This is a genomic window from Sphingobacterium sp. UBA7038, from assembly GCF_002494055.1.
Classification (GTDB): Bacteria; Bacteroidota; Bacteroidia; order Sphingobacteriales; family Sphingobacteriaceae; genus Sphingobacterium; species Sphingobacterium multivorum.
Genome location: NZ_DLAV01000028.1, coordinates 85,563 through 104,605, shown reverse-complemented (window position 1 = coordinate 104,605; position 19,043 = coordinate 85,563). Strand labels below are relative to the sequence as shown.

Annotated in this window: 15 protein-coding genes; 6 read left to right on the top strand and 9 right to left on the bottom strand. The window is 41.5% G+C overall.

Translation table 11 applies throughout. From position 1 onward, the window contains the following. Nucleotides 1-181: 181 nt before the first annotated feature. The 6 genes from B3H30_RS18595 to upp form a co-directional block, all read right to left on the bottom strand. Nucleotides 182-1,693, bottom strand: coding sequence for an amidohydrolase (locus B3H30_RS18595; protein WP_254667667.1), 1,512 nt, complete (start codon nt 1,691-1,693; stop codon nt 182-184). 394 nt (nt 1,694-2,087) lie between these two features. Continuing rightward, entirely contained in the window at nt 2,088-2,498 is a 411-nt protein-coding gene (locus tag B3H30_RS18590; RefSeq protein ID WP_070563263.1) for a BrxA/BrxB family bacilliredoxin, read from the bottom strand. A 150-nt stretch (nt 2,499-2,648) separates the two neighbouring features. Continuing rightward, a complete protein-coding gene (locus B3H30_RS18585) occupies nt 2,649-3,182 on the bottom strand; it encodes an AAA family ATPase (protein WP_070563596.1) in 534 nt (177 codons plus the stop codon). A gap of 23 nt (nt 3,183-3,205) precedes the next feature. After that, entirely contained in the window at nt 3,206-3,808 is a 603-nt protein-coding gene (gene pnuC / locus B3H30_RS18580) for a nicotinamide riboside transporter PnuC (RefSeq protein ID WP_070563266.1), read from the bottom strand. A gap of 52 nt (nt 3,809-3,860) precedes the next feature. Continuing rightward, entirely contained in the window at nt 3,861-4,334 is a 474-nt protein-coding gene (locus tag B3H30_RS18575) for a ribonuclease H-like YkuK family protein (RefSeq protein WP_046672303.1), read from the bottom strand. 95 nt (nt 4,335-4,429) lie between these two features. Continuing rightward, the gene (upp, locus tag B3H30_RS18570; protein WP_070563268.1) at nt 4,430-5,086 is read right to left on the bottom strand and encodes a uracil phosphoribosyltransferase; all 657 of its coding nucleotides are present in this window, start codon (nt 5,084-5,086) and stop codon (nt 4,430-4,432) included. Between the two features lie 283 nt (nt 5,087-5,369). Here upp and uvrB point away from each other — a divergent pair, with 283 nt between their 5' ends. The 4 genes from uvrB to B3H30_RS18550 all read left to right on the top strand — a co-directional run bounded on the left by uvrB (nt 5,370) and on the right by B3H30_RS18550 (nt 10,447). After that, nucleotides 5,370-7,403 carry an excinuclease ABC subunit UvrB gene (gene uvrB, locus B3H30_RS18565; RefSeq protein WP_070563271.1) on the top strand — a complete coding sequence of 678 codons (2,034 nt, stop codon included), beginning with the start codon at nt 5,370-5,372 and terminating at the stop codon, nt 7,401-7,403. A gap of 351 nt (nt 7,404-7,754) precedes the next feature. After that, nucleotides 7,755-8,786 (top strand): glutamate 5-kinase, encoded by a 1,032-nt coding sequence (proB, locus tag B3H30_RS18560; RefSeq protein ID WP_046672306.1) that lies wholly within the window; start codon nt 7,755-7,757, stop codon nt 8,784-8,786. Further along, a complete protein-coding gene (locus B3H30_RS18555; RefSeq protein WP_070563274.1) occupies nt 8,783-10,033 on the top strand; it encodes a glutamate-5-semialdehyde dehydrogenase in 1,251 nt (416 codons plus the stop codon). Before proB ends, B3H30_RS18555 begins: the two co-directional genes overlap by 4 nt. A 9-nt stretch (nt 10,034-10,042) precedes the next feature. Further along, on the top strand, nt 10,043-10,447 hold the full coding sequence (locus B3H30_RS18550) for a hypothetical protein (RefSeq protein WP_046672308.1): 405 nt from the start codon (nt 10,043-10,045) through the stop codon (nt 10,445-10,447). A 74-nt stretch (nt 10,448-10,521) separates the two neighbouring features. Here the strand turns inward: B3H30_RS18550 and B3H30_RS18545 are convergent, their stop codons facing one another. Then, nucleotides 10,522-11,658 (bottom strand): acyl-CoA dehydrogenase, encoded by a 1,137-nt coding sequence (locus B3H30_RS18545; RefSeq protein ID WP_070563277.1) that lies wholly within the window; start codon nt 11,656-11,658, stop codon nt 10,522-10,524. 413 nt (nt 11,659-12,071) lie between these two features. Between B3H30_RS18545 and B3H30_RS18540 the strand changes: the two genes are divergently transcribed. Then, a complete protein-coding gene (locus tag B3H30_RS18540; protein WP_070563280.1) occupies nt 12,072-12,707 on the top strand; it encodes a peroxiredoxin in 636 nt (211 codons plus the stop codon). 79 nt (nt 12,708-12,786) lie between these two features. Here B3H30_RS18540 and B3H30_RS18535 read toward each other — a convergent pair whose 3' ends face one another. Continuing rightward, complete coding sequence (locus B3H30_RS18535) at nt 12,787-13,893, bottom strand: S1 family peptidase (RefSeq protein WP_236586131.1); 1,107 nt, start codon at nt 13,891-13,893, stop codon at nt 12,787-12,789. A gap of 24 nt (nt 13,894-13,917) precedes the next feature. Further along, a complete protein-coding gene (locus B3H30_RS18530; RefSeq protein ID WP_046672312.1) occupies nt 13,918-14,490 on the bottom strand; it encodes an RNA polymerase sigma factor in 573 nt (190 codons plus the stop codon). A 383-nt stretch (nt 14,491-14,873) separates the two neighbouring features. Here B3H30_RS18530 and B3H30_RS18525 point away from each other — a divergent pair, with 383 nt between their 5' ends. Next, the gene (locus B3H30_RS18525) at nt 14,874-18,920 is read left to right on the top strand and encodes a glycoside hydrolase family 2 TIM barrel-domain containing protein (protein WP_070563599.1); all 4,047 of its coding nucleotides are present in this window, start codon (nt 14,874-14,876) and stop codon (nt 18,918-18,920) included. Nucleotides 18,921-19,043: the final 123 nt, after the last annotated feature.

The following is a 19,043-nucleotide window of genomic DNA, read 5'->3' as shown; positions in this document are numbered from 1 at the left end:
TCGTAAATATACGAAATATTCGTAATTGTAAAAATTTATTTGAACTTTTCGTTATTATCCTCCCTAGGGTTGTGCTAATGCAGGTTAAGAAAGGTTTGACTTGTTAGCAATACTTTTGTTAGCTATCTTGTTTCGTTAGCGGTATAAGTTTATTGGGTATGGCTAGGCATATCAGTTCTTGTTATCTTTTAAACAGGGTCTCACCTGCAATTACTGTCCGTTCTGTTTTTACATTTCGCAGTTGCTCATTTGGAATTTTCAAGATATCCTTTTCGAGGATAACAAAATCGGCATCTTTTCCCACTTCGATACTTCCTCGTTTTTTCTCCTGAAAACAAGAATATGCCGCCCAGATCGTCATTCCTTTTAAGGCATCTTCACGGCTTATAGCATCTTGCATCTGAAACCCGTGGTTAGGATAGCCTTTTTTGTCGACACGTGCTACAGCGGCGTGGAAACCATATATGGGGTTAAAATGTTCAACCGGAAAGTCACTCCCCAAAGCGAGTTTGCCATATTCTGCCAACAGACGCTTATAAGCGTAAGCGCCTTTCATACGTTCTTCACCAAGTCGATCTTTGGCCCAGTACATATCGGAGGTTGCGTGTGTAGGTTGTACAGATGGTATGATTTGATACTTTCGAAACTTGTCAAAATCTGTAGGCGATATAATTTGGGCGTGCTCGATGCGCCATCTACGGTCACCATTATTGTGGAGGTATTTGCCATAGATATCCAGAATAATACGATTGGCCGAATCGCCTATTGCATGGGTATTTGCCTGAAACTTACTTTCGGCAATCTGTTTGATCATGGCTTCGTATTCCTGGGGGCTATGGAGGAGAAAGCCGTGGGTGGGGGCATCATGGTAATGTGCGAGGAGGCACGCGCCACGAGATCCCAATGCACCATCGGCGAGCAGTTTAAATCCTTTGATCTCGAAACGGTCCGTTTCATAGAAACCCTGATCGATAAATGACTTTATGTTTTGGGGAATGCCGAGGATCATGGCATAATCTCTAATTTTCAACTGTCCTTCGCGATAGTATTTTTTTAGGAGATCGAGTCTTTCTTTTGATAAACCTGCGTCTACAATAGTGGTTAGACCGACGGAAAGGAGGGAGTCTTGCGTTCGCTTGAGCATTCTTAAGTAGTCTTTCTCACTCGGAACCGGGATTGTCTTATTGACAAGATCCATTGCATTGTCGATCAAGAGGCCATTGGGGATATTATTATTCCCGCCGACCACACCGCCACGAATCGTGGGAATACTGGTTAATTTGGCCCATTCTAGCGCTTTGGAGTTGGCTACCGCCGCATGATAATCTACACGCATGAGGTAGACGGGGATATCTGGGAAAGCTTTGTCGAGTAGGTCCTTGGTTGGGAAAGTTTTATCTTTCCAGCGATTTTGGTCCCAGCCACCACCGATCAGCCAAGTTTTGTCCGGATTTTTTTGCTGGTAGTTTTTGACACGTTGAATAACCTCCTCGAAAGAATCGCTACCGTTTAGGTCGACTTGATCCATTAGCTCGGCCTCGTCAAATAAATGGGCATGAGCATCGTAGAATCCCGGATAAATGGCCTTCCCCTGCGCATCAATTTTTTCTATTGCTTTGTACTTCCGCTGTATTTCTTCATCGGAACCGATGGCAATAAATTTACCGTCTTTGACAGCAAAAGCTTGTGCCATACTAAAAGCCGAATCTACAGTATATATTTGCGCATGATAAACAATGAGGTCCACTTTCGTTTGTGGTGAACATGAAATGATTGTCAAGCAGAACAAAAAAATGATGATTGGGAAGGTTTTCATAACCTAAAAATAGCAAAAAGCTTTGAATAAACGGAAACTAGGCTTGGGACTAGATCTATTGGAGATGCGGACGCGGGGTTTTGACTTATCGAATTGCTTTACGTGAAGTACCTACGCTGAATTGTCGCGTATTATTGGGACAGTAGATCATCAGTAAAGTAGTGAAAGGCAACCTGAAGGAAAAGTAATGCGAATACGGATTATCCAAATACAAAAAAGGCTATCCAAATAACTTGGACAGCCTTTTTAATTCAAAAATCAAAATACGTGATTAACAGTACTCGTCAAATGCTGCAACTAAATTGTCAGCAATCATTTGTGCCGGGCGACCTTCAATCATATGTCTTTCAATCATGTGTACCAATTTTCCGTCTTTAAATAAAGCCATTGCTGGTGAAGATGGCGGATAAGGCAACATGTAGTTACGTGCAGTGTTTACAGCATCAGTTTCCATACCTGCGAAAACAGTGACCAATTTAGCTGGGTGTTTTTCATTTTTTACAGCAGCTTTTGCAGCTGGGCGTGCATTTGCTGCAGCGCAACCACAAACAGAGTTTACAACCACAAAGACAGTTCCTTCTGATGCGATAGCCTGATCAACTGCTTCAGGAGTTTTTAATTCTTCGAATCCTGCATCAACTAACTCTTGACGCATTGGAGTTACTAAATATTCTGGATACATTATTTCTTAAGTAAAATGTTAATATTCTATTTTAATTGTTTCTATAAAGCTTTCTGTCGCTGGGCAAGTATTTTTAGTCCGTATAAACAACAGCTATACTTTATGCTTACAAATATAGCTGTAAAAGGCTGCTTCGTCAAGACACTTGTCTCAAATCAATGTCAGAAAATCTTTTACCGCATGAAGTCCATTTTCAAGACGTTGGTCGCCGAGCCCGGAAATAAGACGGTAATTCGCATTAATGGCGTTCAATTCGCTTTTCCAGATCTCCATGAAGTGTTCGCGCTGTTCGGGAAAATCCCGTAGTGGATCATCCTGCCAAGGTAGATCGATATCCATCAGCAGATAGAGATCATAAACATGTTGTTGAATTTTATCGGTGACTTCCTGCGGCGTATGACCGAAAAGATGATCTGACCAAATTTTTACCGTAAGAAAGGTGGTGTCACAGATGAGGAGCTGGTCTTGCGCTAAAGGGATCAGGGCTTCCTCTAGGGCTACCTGTCCATAAAACATATTGACTTCGTCCTGCAGGGTATATTTATTGTTGAGGCTTTGGCAATAATAACGTGAATACTCGGGTACGCATACCGTCTGAAATTCCTTGGCAAGAAATTGTGCCATCGTTGATTTTCCGGTGGACTCGGGGCCAACAACGGCAATTTTTATGAAATCTTTTCCCACATCGATCGTTTTGATACGCAATATTACGCAAAATTTTTATAGGTTTTCTGCCAATCGCGATAGCCATTCCAAGCGATGAGCGTGAAAACAAGGTAGAGTACTGCGGTCAGCATAAGGTCTTTGTGTATATAGAGCGGGATATAACAAATATCCACAAATACCCATAAGAGCCAATTTTGAAGCACTTTGCGCGTCATCAGAAATTGAGCAACAAAACTTACGGAGGTGCAGAATGCGTCAATATAAGGGACATCGGAATTCGTCTTGCTATCGAGGAGATAACCGATTGATAGTGTTAGGATCAGGATTGCCAGGAGGCAAAGGAGCAGCTGCCCATTGCTGGCTTTGACGATAGGTTTCTTTTTTTCTTCTTTTCGTCTTATCCAATAATACCAACCGTACACAGCTGTGGACAGGAAGTAGAACTGTAGTACAGTATCTCCGTACAGTTTGGCATTATAAAACAGAATCGCGTAGGACGCTACGCTGATGATACTGATTGGCCAGTTCCATATATTTTGCTTAGCGGCCAAATAGACACAAAGAAAGCCTGTCAGGGTACCTAACCATTCGAGCCAAGAGGTCTGGGCAAATTGACGCGCAATCTGCTGAAAAAAATCCTGCATGTGGTGTATTAAAAATTACACCCTAAATATACAAAGTCTGCCCTATAGTCCGTTATTGAACCTGTTTATTCGCGCAATTGGTACTGGCAAAGGACTCGGGCTTGGCCTTAAAAACAAATCCCATACCCATAATATAGCCCATGGCTTCTTTCAGGGCAACATTTGACTGGAAATTTGGATTGGTGTTGATGTCGGCGTGGACTTCGAGGTCTACTTTGTGTTTTTCGAGGAGGGGGCAGAGTTGATAGGCTATATCGATGGATTTTTGGACTTCGAGCAGCATCCTTTCTTTAATGCTCATTCGGTGATGCCTTTTGTCCCGTTGGATAAACATAAATCCACCTTTATGTTCCCGGAGAAAGACGATGACTGTAGCGAAGTCGATGATGCCTCTCTTGACTTGGGAATCGGTGCCTATATAAACCTTGAGCTTATTCCCTAGGGCATCTTCTCGTTTAATGACTTCCTCAACAGCATCGAAAATCGTGGAGCGAATGGATTCGCCATTGTATTTTTGCCATCTCATAGCGATATAGATTAGATATAAAAAAATTAAACTTCATCATTGACATAAATTTACTGAATTTCAATGATCTAAGTGTTAATTTAGTTTTAAATAATTTATCCACATTGATGATGTTTTACACCGTAGGCCAGGTCTCCGGCATCACCGAGTCCAGGTACAATATAAGCTTTTGAGGTCAGTTCGTGGTCGACGTCACCTACCCAGATGTGTGCCGTAGGTACAAAAGCCTGAACGTGATTCAGTCCTTCCTCGGATGCAATGGCTGCAACAATGTGTAATTCCTTGATGTCATATTCGGCCAGGAGATCCTTACAGCATAATACAAGGCTCTTTCCTGTGGCCAACATGGGGTCTACAATGATTACTGTACGATTATCTAAGTTTGGTGTATTAACATATTCTTTATGAATTTCAAACTCACCGCTCTTTTTGGTATGCCGATAGGCCGCAATGAAGGTATTGTCGGCATGATCAAATACATTTAAAAGTCCCTGATGAAAGGGAAGTCCCGCTCTCAGAATTGTAGCGAGTACGGGTTGTTCCATCAAGAGATGGGTTTTGGCCACACCTAACGGAGTTTCAACTTCAACAGGTTTATAAGCCATCGTCTTGCTGATTTCATAAGCGAAAATTTCACCTAATCGTTCCAGATTCCGACGAAAGCGCATGCGATCCTGTTGAATCGTGATATCTCTCAGTTCGGCAATAAAATGATTTGCAATGCTATTTTGGGTAGATAGAATAGTGACCATGGCGTGTGTGCTAGTTCAGTTAAGCTAAAGATAATAAATAATCAATTGAAAGTAATAACATCTATGGTATTATTATAGTTTGCGCTAAAATGGTAAAATTTTTAGTAAATTTGTGTAAGAACATAGCAGGATATGGCCTGGACCACAGGTCAACAAATCGTCTTGAAGCAGATTGAAACCATCGGATTACAAAAACTGTTTTTGAGCTTAGGGCTCAAGCAATTCGTGGTGCAATGTTTGCTGGAAAAGGCCTGAATGGTTTTCTTAAAGACACAGGAAATATATGAAATTTGAATTGACATCGGAATACAAACCCACAGGCGATCAGCCAGAAGCAATTAAGCAGTTGGTAGCAGGGGTAGAGCAGGCAGAGCAATACCAGACGCTTTTGGGGGTGACAGGTTCGGGTAAGACCTTTACTGTGGCTAATGTGATTCAGGAAACCCAAAAGCCGACATTGATTTTAAGCCACAATAAAACTTTGGCGGCTCAGTTGTACGGTGAATTCAAACAGTTCTTTCCCAATAACTCGGTCAACTATTTTGTGTCTTATTACGATTATTATCAACCCGAAGCTTTTATTGCTTCGACGAATACCTACATCGAGAAGGATTTGGCGATTAACGAGGAAATCGAAAAGCTGCGTTTGGCAACCACGTCGTCATTGATGTCGGGACGGCGTGATATCGTTGTCGTCTCTTCGGTATCCTGTATCTACGGTATGGGAAATCCGGAAGATTTCTCCCGGTCTATCTTTCGTTTTGGGGTCGGTATGACTGTCACTAGAAACGCTTTCCTGCATAAGTTGGTGGAGATTTTATATTCGCGAACGACCACAGAGTTTAAACGGGGTACCTTTCGGGTTAAAGGTGATACAGTGGACGTGTTTCCGGCATACTTGGATAATGCTATTCGGATTTCATTCTTTGGGGATGAAATTGATGAACTGAGTGAGATCGATCCCATTTCAGGGAAAACGCTCAACAAGATGGAAGATCTTGCTCTTTTTCCAGCAAATCTCTTCGTTACACCGAAAGAAAAATTCAAAGAATCGATCTGGGCTATCCAAGATGAATTGATGCAACGGAAAACGCAACTGGAAGACGAGGGCTTAATGCTGGAGGCGAAGCGTTTAGAGGAGCGCGTCAATTATGATCTGGAAATGATGCGTGAACTGGGCTATTGTTCGGGGATTGAAAATTATTCCCGCTTTTTTGATGGTAGACAACCGGGGATGCGTCCGTTCTGTTTGCTGGATTATTTTCCGGAAGATTACCTGCTGGTCATTGATGAGAGTCACGTGACCTTACCACAATTACGTGCGATGTATGGAGGTGACCGATCGCGAAAAGTTTCCTTGGTAGAACATGGGTTTAGGTTGCCCGCGGCTTTGGATAATAGACCTTTAAACTTTCCGGAGTTTGAATCCTTGACAAATCAGACGATTTATGTATCGGCGACTCCGGGCGATTACGAACTGCAGCAGACCGAAGGTGTTGTCGTTGAGCAGGTCATTCGCCCAACAGGACTTCTGGATCCAATTATTGAAGTACGACCAGCGATTAATCAGGTCGATGATTTCTTGGAAGAAGTCGATAAGACCATTAAAGAGGGAGGACGTGTTTTGGCTACTACATTGACCAAACGCATGGCTGAAGAACTTTCCAAATATATGACCAAGCTGAACTTAAAAGTCCGTTATATCCACTCTGAAATTAAAACCTTGGAGCGGGTTGAAATCTTGCGGGGGCTCCGCTTGGGTGAATTTGATATCCTGGTCGGGGTGAATTTACTTCGTGAGGGGCTTGATTTGCCGGAGGTCACGCTTGTTGCTATTCTCGATGCGGATAAGGAGGGCTTTCTGCGTTCCGAACGATCGCTTATTCAGACGATTGGTCGCGCGGCCCGGAATGATAAAGGTCGGGTTATTATGTATGCGGATAAAATGACGGATAGCATGCGTGTCACAATAGATGAAACCAATCGTCGCCGAGACAAGCAGATGAAATATAACTTGGAACATGGCATTACACCGCGTACTGTGGGCAAAACAAGAGAAGAGATCTTAGAGCAGACTTCTGTTGCTGATTTCTCGGGTATTGAACCTAAAATTTATGTTGAACCTGATCCGTCGCAGGCCATTGCAGCTGATCCAGTGATGCAGTATCTCAGTGAGAAGGATCTGAAGAAAGCGATCGATAACGTACGGAAGAAAATGGATAAATCAGCGAAGGAAATGGATTTCTTGGAAGCAGCGAAATATCGTGATGAAATGTTCTCCTTGGAGAAGCTCTATGAAGAGCGATTCCCTTCGTAAAGGAAGTCGGTTTTAATTATTGTTAATCAATTTAAGATTTGTTAAACGACGCTAAATAGCGTATAAATTAAGATTCCACCGTCCATATTTGTAGCAATTGTAAATAAATTGGCTACATATGAAACATTTAATCTACAGCATAATACTGTTTTTTGTGCTCAGCATTCTGCCAAAGTAAAATTTCCTACGGGTTAAACGCCGGGTACACGAATGCTCCTGGACCTAATAGATTGGGCCGTACTTCCTAAGGTTAACGATTGAACTATATTGTTCAATTGTTAACATATTTTGCGTAAATCAAATTCTTCTCAGTAAATTAGTGCTCAAATCTAAACTAAAACATACTAAAAAATGAAAAAGCCAATTCTCGTTGTCAAATTTGGATCGGCTTCTATTACCACGAAAGAGGGAGAAGTTGATGAACGTATTGTTTTGGAGATCGCTAGGCAAATTGCTTCCTTACAAAAGAAATACAATATCGTCTTGGTCTCTTCAGGTGCTGTTGCTGCCGGTAAACGTTTTCTGCCCAGCTACACAGGAACGCTATCCGAACGCAAAGCAGCTGCTGCAATTGGGAACCCTATATTGATTAATACGTATTCTACTTATTTCCGACCGTTTAAAATTTCATTGGCGCAGAGTTTATGTGAGCGACATCACTTTTCCAATCGGGATCAATTTCTACAATTGAAAAATACGTATGAGGAATTGTGGCGGAACAATGTTATTCCAATCGCAAATGAAAATGATGTGGTGAGTAATAAAGAACTGAAGTTTTCAGATAATGATGAGCTGGCAACCTTGATTGCTGTTGGTTTTGGTGCCGAAAAATTACTGTTTAGCACTTCCGTTCCTGGTGTGTTGGATGCAAACAACAAGATTATACCGCAAATTGAAACAATTGACCGGGATATTTTAGGGCTGGCAAGGAAGGATAAATCTTCCGTAGGATTAGGGGGAATGACCTCGAAATTGAACTTTGCCCGATTGGCCAATCAAATGGGGATTGCTGTGGTGATTTTTAGTATGCAAACCGAGGAGGCGATACAAAAAGCGGTTAAGCACGAGACTGGCACATTGTGTCTGGCTCAAAGTAAGAAGATCTCTTCCCGCAAGAAATGGCTCGCGAGTGGAAGTTTAATAAAAGGGGAATTGATGGTTGATCGTGGAGCGGAGGAAGCATTATTGAAGCACAAAAGTTTACTCGCTGTGGGGGTAACCCGTATCGTCGAGCATTTTGAAAAAGGAGAAGTGTTAAATATTGTCAATCTAGAAGGCTTAACTGTTGCCGTTGCCCGCGCGAAGATGGATTCATCCGCTTTGTCCCAGACCAGTAAAAAAAATGTAGAAATTGCACATGCAAATGATATTGTATTATTATGAGTGAATCCATCTTAAACCAACTTCAGGCGGCGGCCAAAGCAAAACAAATTTTGCAACAACTGGCTCCTGATACCAAAATAACTATTTTAAATGCCATCGCAGAAGGTCTTATCGCACATACTACTGATGTATTAAAAGCCAATAAGATTGATTTGGATCGTATGGCTGATGACGACCCCAAAAAGGATCGTCTTTTGCTCAATAGCGATCGTCTAAAAGGTTTGGCTGACAGTGTTAAGCAGATCGCTCAGTTGGCAGATCCAACAGATCAGTTATTACTAAAAAAGATATTGCCAAATGGATTGGAGATCGAGAAAATTACGGTTCCACTCGGAGTCGTTGGGGTCATCTACGAATCGCGACCTAATGTGACGATAGATGTTGCTGCATTGTGTATTCAGTCGGGTAACGTTTGTCTATTGCGCGGTGGTTCGGACGCGTTACACACCAACGAGGCGTTGTTGAAAGTGATCCATGCTGTCTTGGAGCAGTATGGTATTGCAACAACTATTGTGCAACTGTTGCCTGTTGATAGGAAGCATGTTTCGGAATTATTGGAAGCTACTCAATTCGTGGATATTATCATACCACGGGGTTCACAGTCGCTGATCGATTATGTCAGGGAACACGCTAAAGTACCAGTTATTGAAACTGGAGCAGGAGTATGCCATACTTATGTGGACCGTACAGCAGATTTGGATATGGCAGCGAAAATTGTTGCCAATGCTAAAATTTCCAGGCCATCGGTGTGTAATTCTTTAGATACTGTTTTGGTCGATCGTGCTGTTGCTGCCGAGTTCCTAACGAAATTGAAAACTTATTTTGAAGATGCTCAGGTGGAAGTTTTCGCGGACCCTACAGCTTATGAGGTATTACAGGGTCAACATTTTTCAAATTTAAAGCGCGCAGATGAAGCCGATTTTGGAAGAGAATTTTTAGATTTGAAGTGTTCAATAAAGACGGTCACCAGTTTGGACGAAGCTTTGGAGCATATCGCAAAATATTCTTCCAAACATTCGGAATGTATTGTTTCTTCCAGTGAACTCCATATTGAACAATTTTTGAATACAGTGGATGCTGCCGCGGTATATGCCAATGCATCTACACGTTTTACGGACGGAGGTGAGTTTGGTCTGGGTGCGGAAATAGGTATCTCGACCCAAAAATTACATGCCCGTGGACCATTTGCATTGGAAAAATTGGTAACAGAGAAGTGGATTGTCCGCGGAAATGGACAGATCAGATAAGCATAGATCATGGGATTAAGTTTTAAGAAAGATGTATTGATGAATTGGATCGAAGAAATTGGTAAATTTCTTCGCATATGGACAGAAGGGCATGATGCTTTTACGGAGCCGACTGATCCAGCAGTATTTGAAGATGCTTATGAGAAATTCTTCGAAAAGAGTAGGACCTATTTTTTAAATCTTTCCGAAAATGAACTTTCGGCATATCTCAAAACAGATCTTCAAATTCAGCAACTACATCCATTGGCTTTAACGTTGTTATTTGATGGGTTGAATGCTACAGATGGCAATCAGGAGAATTTACTTCGTAAAGCAAAGTTTATTTTGAATCTGGCGATGGCAGAAACGGCAAGCTTTGCCTTTCAGGATTATCAATATCTTGCTATGATCGATAACAAATTGAAGAGTCTTTAGATTAATAAAGGTCTCCGTCATGCAATGTCCTAAAAAAGTGTTTAACTTTTTGGGTTCATTGCATGACGGAGACCTTAGCGCAGGATCTCACGGGCAATCACCAGACGTTGGATCTCAGAAGTTCCCTCATATATTTGCGTGATTTTTGCGTCGCGCATTAACCTCTCGACATGATATTCTTTTACGTAACCGTAGCCACCGTGGATCTGTACAGCTTCGACAGTGTGTTTCATGGCAACTTCAGATGCATGCAGTTTGGCCATGGCAGCTTCTTTACCGTAAGGAAGCCCCTGGTCTTTCGTCCAGGCAGCTTTATACGTCAAAAGTCGAGCTGCCTCGATATCAACTTCCATGTCGGCCAATTTAAACTGTATGGCCTGATGATCCGAAATCGGTTTTCCAAAGGTCTTTCGTTCTTTTGAGTAAGCCAAAGCAAGGTCATAGGCACCCGCAGCAATTCCTAAGGCCTGTGCCGCAATCCCAATGCGACCGCCATCGAGTGTTTTCATAGCAAATTTAAATCCGAAGCCATCTTCTCCGATACGGTTTTCCTTGGGAACCTGAACATCGGAAAATAGGAGTGAATGGGTATCGGAACTACGGATACCCAATTTGTTTTCTTTAGGACCAATGGTAAATCCCGGCAGCCCTTTTTCAACGATCAATACATTGATTCCTTTGTGGCCTTTTTCAGGATGTGTCTGTGCAATGACAAGATAGATATCGGCATGGCCACCATTGGTGATCCAATTTTTTGTACCATTTAGGAGATAGTGATCCCCCTTATCTTCGGCGGTGGTATGCTGTGAGGAGGCGTCCGAACCAGCTTCAGGTTCTGACAACGCAAAAGCACCAAGTTTTTCACCTTTCGCTAAAGGAATCAGGTACTTTTGTTTTTGTTCCTCTGTACCATAAGCATTGAGTCCATATAATACCAGGGAATTGTGGGCGGATACGATAACGGCCGCTGAGGCATCAATTTTGGCAATTTCTTCGAGCACAAGAACATAGGCCAACGTATCCATTCCAGCTCCGCCATAAGCTTCGGGGGTCATGATACCCATAAACCCTAGTTCGCCCATTTGCTTGACAAAATCTGTTGGAAATTTTGCGGCTTCATCGCGCTCGATTGCCCCAGCCTTTAGCTCCTGGGCAAATTCCCGCGCTGCGTCGCAGATCATTTTATGCTCTTCGCTTAATTCAAAATTCATGGCATTTCAGTTTTTTGGTTCATCAGTTACCAAGCCGATAACGTATATATAATAAGGTTTGCTGTCAAAAAGTTTCCTCCCAACTCACAATCATTTTATGAGCTCGGTGTACCAACATACTCAAATATACAAAATATATATTATGCAGGCATAGTAATATAGCAAATTACTTTTTAATCTACTTGAGCTAATCATTATAAGCATTTTGGAAAGTAATGGCCAGGGTAGGGCGGACAAGTAGCAAGGGGCATGTTGGTTTTCATTTTGTTTATAATTGTAAAATCCTTACTTTCAATTGGATTAAGTTTAGTTTTTTCATTTCAATTTAAAAAATTGAAGAATTACTTGTTTGCTAAATTTAATCTACTATATTTGTAGACTATATAATTTAAACACATTTAAAAAATAAGATTATGAGTTTAAGATTAGGGGATGAAGCGCCAAATTTCAAAGCGCAAACAACCATTGGTGAAATAGACTTTCACGATTATATCAAAGATAGCTGGGTCGTTTTCTTTTCGCACCCGTCAGATTATACGCCGGTATGTACTACAGAGTTGGGCCGTACGGCAAAATTGAAATCTGAATTTGACAAGAGGGGTGTGAAGGCCATTGCGCTAAGCGTCGATAATGTAAACGATCACTTGAATTGGATTAAGGATATCAATGAAACGCAAAATACCGAAGTGAATTTTCCGGTTATTGCTGATGAAGATCATCATGTATCCGAATTGTACGATATGATCCACCCAAATGCTTCCGCAACAGCGACCGTACGTTCCGTATTTATTATCGGTCCTGACAAAAAGATCAAATTGACGCTGACCTATCCAGCATCAACAGGTCGTAATTTTGATGAAATTTTACGGGTCATTGATTCTTTACAGTTAACTGCCGATTATCAAGTCGCTACGCCCGCTGACTGGAAGCATGGTGAAGATGTTATTGTTGTGCCAGCGATTAAGACAGAAGATATTCCTGCTAAATTTCCAAAAGGCTTCAAAGAGATCAAACCGTATTTGAGAACGACGCCACAGCCTAATCTATAGGGAGTAAGCCCTTGGAATTAAAGAACAAAAAAAGGCAACGTTGAAAAACGTTGCCTTTTTTATAAGTTATAAATGCCTCCTAATAGACTTTAACCATGTAGATATAGTCTTGCATTTTCTTGATTTGTTCTGTTCTTGGTAAACCTGCCAAGCTATTCTTTTTGTTGATCTTAAGACCGGTAACCAGTGAATCACTTGGTATGTCCGCTAAGGCGTTCAAGATTGATTTCGTTTTGATTGCAAAGGCGGCACCATCTATGCCACGTTGTTTTCCGGAAATAATACCAATCACATTACCTCTGCTATCCAATACCGGACCGCCACTGTTACCTGGATTGACAGGTACGGAGATCTGATAAGCGATGGTATCACCGGCATAACCTGTTGATGAACTTAGGTATCCCTGACCATATACTGCTTCGTCCCGAGGAAACCCGATCGTATAAATATCTTCACCAAGATCTGAAGTCGACGTTTTGAACGTGTAAGGTAAGCTTTTAGCTTTCTTAAAGGTCTTATCTGCGATGTATAAGATCGCCAAGTCTTTGCTTGGATCGGTGTGTACGATTTGTGCTTTATACGATTCGCCTTTACTATTTTGTAAATAGATCGAATCAGCCCCGCTAATGACATGGTAATTGGTGACGACATAGCCATCTGTCGTCAACATAAATCCTGTTGCACCAAACTGGCTTTCGGTACCTTTTACAGATTTTTTGTCATTGATATCCCTGATAGCAGCGTTGTGTGCGTTGACGTTCTTTTTGACATTGTTCATGTCTCTACGTAATGCACTGTAATCGGAAGATGCTTTCTCGAGGTTGCTGTAATAACCGCTCAGCCATAATGTGCCAAATACTGCAAATACCGCTACCACTGCAGCCACTAAAGAACTTGCTTTGATGCGTTCCCAAAGTGAAATTACCGCTGATTGTTTTATAGGAACTACCTTTGCGGGTTTGTTTTGGGTTTTATGGTATTCTTTTGCTGATTGTGCTAAAGCATTTTTGAAATCCAGCCGTTGACTGGTTTCTTTCATATTGGCAACAAATTCGCGGTGTTGTTGTAATTGGGCAGCATAGGAGGGCTGATCAGCACAAAAAGATTCAAATGCAGCTTTTTCTTCGGCCGATAATTCGCCGCGAAGATACTGGTCTGCTAATTCGAAAAATTCTTTTTGATTCATTGTTCCCATGGTGTTACACTAATTTTAATCTGTTGAAAAAAATATTTTTTTCAGCCGTTGTAGGCATTTATACTTCTGAGTCTTGGCATTATCTGTATTGGTATAACCAAATTTATCACAGATGTCCTGCATCGAATGGTTTAAGATGTAGAAATCATGTAAGATTGTCTTACAAGGTTCTCCCATTTTCTCTAAGGCAAGTTCCATTTGGTCGAACTTCTTTTCAAGTTCTTGATGCTGTTGTAGATCTTCTTCCTCAAATAAGGAATCTTCATAACCGCTAATGTCACTGTTGCCAAAACCAGCACGATTGAGTTGCTTAAGCCAAAGCCTTCTGCAAATCGAGTAAAGATATGTTTTAAGTTTGCTGCTGAGCTCAAAGTTCCCTTTGGTAACTTTATCGTAGAGCACAATGACAGCTTCTTGAAAAATATCTTTCGCTTCATCCTCACTTCCATTGTTTTGCAAGATCATATGGCTTATAGACGGATAGTACCGCTTGTAGATAGCATCTATCGCCAAGCTGTTGCCGTCTTTGATGCCTTCAATAATTTGCTCATCATTTTCTAGCAGGACTGATTTACTGAATTTACTCACCTATTAATACCTTAATGCTTAAATTGTAACCCTTTGAAAAATAAAATTCTTCGAAATATTTTCAAACGTAAACTTTTATTTGTTTAAAGTGAAATCTATCCCCAAAAATAAGGCTTATTCCTTGAAACCGAAAGCATTTGTTTTTTATTGGAATCAGCTTCTTTTGGGAGGACATCGTTATTTTTCGCCGGGTCAATTTTTTACGTTTTTACATTGTTTTATGTACGATCCTCAAATGGAGAACCTATAGAACAATTTTAAAGTTCGATATGATCTTTTTTGTATCGAAAAAGTTTCGCAATCGAGTGCTTTAATAATCTGCTTGTTATTACTACAAAATGAAGTTACATTTGGTTTCCTGGACTAAATTGCTTAATTACATTATGTTAAGAAACTCTGTTATTTTTTCAACGATTCTAGCCTCATTGCTGTCGCTGGACACTACCGTCACGATAGGGCAAACGATTACGTCATCTATCGACGGTTTCCAGTATGGAGCCACAACGGCTCCAAAAGGGAATGAATGGGAATCGCCTCAATTATTATCACTTAATAAGGAGTTGCCGCATGCGTCGTTCTTCTCCTTTCAGAACGTAGAAAGTGCGCGAAAAGTACTTCCCGAGCATAGTAACTATTGGCTTTCGCTCAATGGATCCTGGAAGTTTAACTGGGTAAAGACCCCGGAAGAGCGACCAAAGGACTTTTATGACCCGAATTATAATGTGGGTGCCTGGGAATCTGTTCCAGTCCCTATGAGCTGGAATATTTATGGTATACAGAAGGATGGAAGCTTAAAATATGGTGTACCTATTTATACCAATCAACGTGTGATCTTTCATCATCAAGTAAAGGTCGATGATTGGCGCGGTGGAGTTATGCGGACGCCAGCCCAAGATTGGACAACTTATGTCTACCGTAATGAAGTAGGATCGTACCGACGTAACTTTACAGTACCTACTCATTGGGACGGTCGTGAGGTATTTATCAATTTTGATGGTGTAGACTCCTTTTTCTACCTGTGGATAAATGGCAAATATGTCGGATTTTCAAAAAATTCCAGAAACGTCGCATCTTTCAATATCTCGCCTTACTTAAAAAAGGGTGCTGAAAATGTGTTGGCTGTTGAAGTTTACCGGAGTTCGGACGCTTCCTTTTTGGAAGATCAGGATATGTTTAGATTGCCCGGGATATTTCGGGATGTTTCGCTTACTTCAACGCCAAAAGTTCAGATTCGCGATTTAGCGGCCATTCCAGACTTGGACAGCAATTACGAAAATGGTTCGTTGAAAATTACGAGTACTGTACGCAATCTGGGTAGTAAGAAAGCTGAAGGGTATAAAGTAGTTTATTCACTTTATAAAAATAAGCTATACAGTGACGAGAATACCCTTGTTGATCAGACAGAAGCTTCATCAGCTGTGCCAGCCCTGGATGGTCAAGTTTCTAATAGCGTCGCCGCAACGTTGAACGTCAAAAATCCGGATAAATGGTCTGCCGAATTACCTTATCGGTATACTTTGGTGGCTGAATTGAAGGATAAAAAGAACAAAACGGTTGAGACTATTTCTACCTATGTTGGATTTAGAAAGGTTGAGATTAAAGATACCAAGGCTGCGGATGATGAATTTGGCTTGTCCGGACGTTATTATTATGTCAATGGTAAGACGGTGAAACTGAAAGGCGTCAACCGTCATGAAACCAATCCTGAACATGGCAAAGTAGTGACCAGAGAACAGATGGAAGCTGAGGTGAAATTAATGAAACGGGCGAATATCAACCATGTCCGGAATTCGCATTATCCAGAACCTGCTTATTGGTATTATTTATGCGATAAATATGGAATTTATCTCGAGGATGAGGCCAATATCGAAAGCCATGAATATTATTATGGCAAAGAGTCTCTTTCTCATGTTCCTGAATGGAAAAATGCCCATGTAGCCCGTAATATCGAGATGGTGCATTCGACCATCAACCATCCGGCAGTGGTTATCTGGTCTTTAGGAAATGAAGCCGGTCCGGGTGATAATTTCGTGGCCGCCTATCAGGCTATCAAGAAAATCGATACGTCAAGACCTGTTCAATACGAGCGTAACAATACAATCGTTGATATGGGCTCCAATCAATACCCCTCAATAGACTGGGTAAGAGGAGCTGTAAAAGGCACTTACAAATTGAAATATCCATTTCATATCTCGGAGTATTCACATTCCATGGGTAATGCCGTTGGTAACCTAATTGATTATTGGGAAGCCATCGAATCGACCAACTTCTTTATGGGCGGTGCCATTTGGGATTGGATTGATCAGGCTATGTATTATTACGATAAGAAGACCGGCGAACGCTTTCTCGCTTATGGCGGCGACTTTGGAGACAAACCCAATGATGGAACCTTTGTCAATAATGGGTTGATCTTTGCCGATATGAAACCTAAACCACAGTATTTTGAGGTCAAGAAAGTGTACCAAAATGCGGGCGTAAAGGCTGTTGATATTCAACAGGGGAAAATTGAGCTTTTCAATAAAAATTATTTTAAAGATCTATCCGATTATCAGGTTCAATGGTCGCTATATAAGGATGGGGTAGAAGTAAAAAATAGTGCAGGTACAATCAGTGCCGCTGATTTGCCGACAGCGCGCCAACGCAAGCAGCTTATATTGCCGATAAATTATGCGCAGTTAGATGCGGGATCGGAGTATTTTGTAAAAGTACAGTTTATTCTCAATACAGATCGACCTTGGGCGGCCAAAGGTTTTGTTCAAATGGAGGAACAACTGTTTGTCAAAGCGGCTGAAAATAAACCGTTGATTTCCGCTGTTGCACAAGGAGGGGCTCCGTCGCTTTCCAAAGAGGGTGATTTGCAGGTGGTGAAAGGAGATCAGTTTATCGCGAAGTTTGACAATAAAACAGGCTCGATATATAATCTAACATATGCCGGTAAACAAGTTATCCGCGATGGCGAAGGCCCAAAATTGGATGCACTACGTGCTCCGGTTGACAATGACAACTGGGCTTACCAACAATGGTTTGAAAAAGGATTACATAACCTTAAACATAAGGTTTTGTCTTCAAACAGTTATACCAAGAAAGATGGAACAGTTGTATTGGCGTTTACGGTTGAATCGCAAGCTCCATATGGCGCGTCTTTGTTGGGGGGAACTTCGGGAACCTACACGCTTAAAGAGCATACGGATAAGCCTTTTGGCAAAGATGATTTTAAATTTACAAGCAATCAGATCTGGACAATTTATAAGGATGGCTCTATTGAATTGTCGTCGAGTATTACATCCAATAATGCAAGTGTTGTATTAGCTCGATTGGGATATGCTTTGCAATTACCGACCGAGTATGGCAATTATAGTTATTATGGACGTGGACCGATCAATAATTATGCTGATCGGAAGACAGCACAATTTATTGAATTGCACAAAAGCACTGTAAAAGATCAGTTTGTGCCATGGCCTAATCCGCAAAATATGAGTAACAATGAGGATGTGCGTTGGACAGCATTGACAAATAATGCTGGACAGGGAGTTGTTTTTATTGCGAAAGAGCATTTATCAACATCCGCTTTGGACTATAGTGAGCTTGAGTTGACCTTTGCACCGCACCCTTATCAATTACCAAAAAGTTCGGGCGTACACGTGCATCTTGATGCAGCTGTAACAGGACTTGGTGGTAATAGCTGTGGACAAGGGCCACCGTTAGAAAAGGACCGTGTGAAAGCAGTACCAACGGCTATCGGTTTCATTATCCGTCCGATTCAGAACAATGATATGATAGCAAAGGCTCAGGTAGCGACTGCCGGTGACGCGCCCATTTCGTTGGCAAGAAGTTCAAATGGAGAAGTTTCTATTCAATCGGGAAATAAAAATGAGACCGTATTATACAGTTTGAACAATGCAAAGGCAAGTGTTTATAAAGCGCCTTTTGACTTACGCGCCGGTGGTACAGTAACGGCTTGGTATCAACAAAATGAAAAATTGAAGGTAACACAACAATACACTAAAATCGAAACCATTCCAATGGAGGTTGTTTTTGCTTCAAGTCAGGAGACTGGTGAAGGGGATGCCAAGAACCTATTGGATGGAGATCCTTCCTCGATTTGGCATACGATGTATTCGGTTACCGTAGCACAGTATCCACATTGGGTTGATTTTGATGCTGGAAGTAGCAAAACAATTAAGGGCTTCACTTTTCTACCAAGACAGGATGGACCGAATGGTGATATCAAGGATTATAAGATCCAGGTGAGTAAAGATGGGAAGAACTGGGAAGATGTGATGTCCGGATCTTTTGAACGGAATAAAAAATTAAAAACTGTTCGATTCGAAAAGCCTGTGAAAGGACGTTATATCCGCTTTACAGGACTTAACTCCCAACGTGGTGATGATTATGCTTCCGGAGCTGAATTTGCTGTTATCGCTGAATAATTTGCTTTAAATCGCATATTGAGCCAGCACCTGTCAAACAGGTGCTGGCTTTTTTGTTGGCGACCTAGGATAAGATTAAATAGTGCGATCGTTTCGTTTCACGTAAGGTAAGGTAAGGTAAGG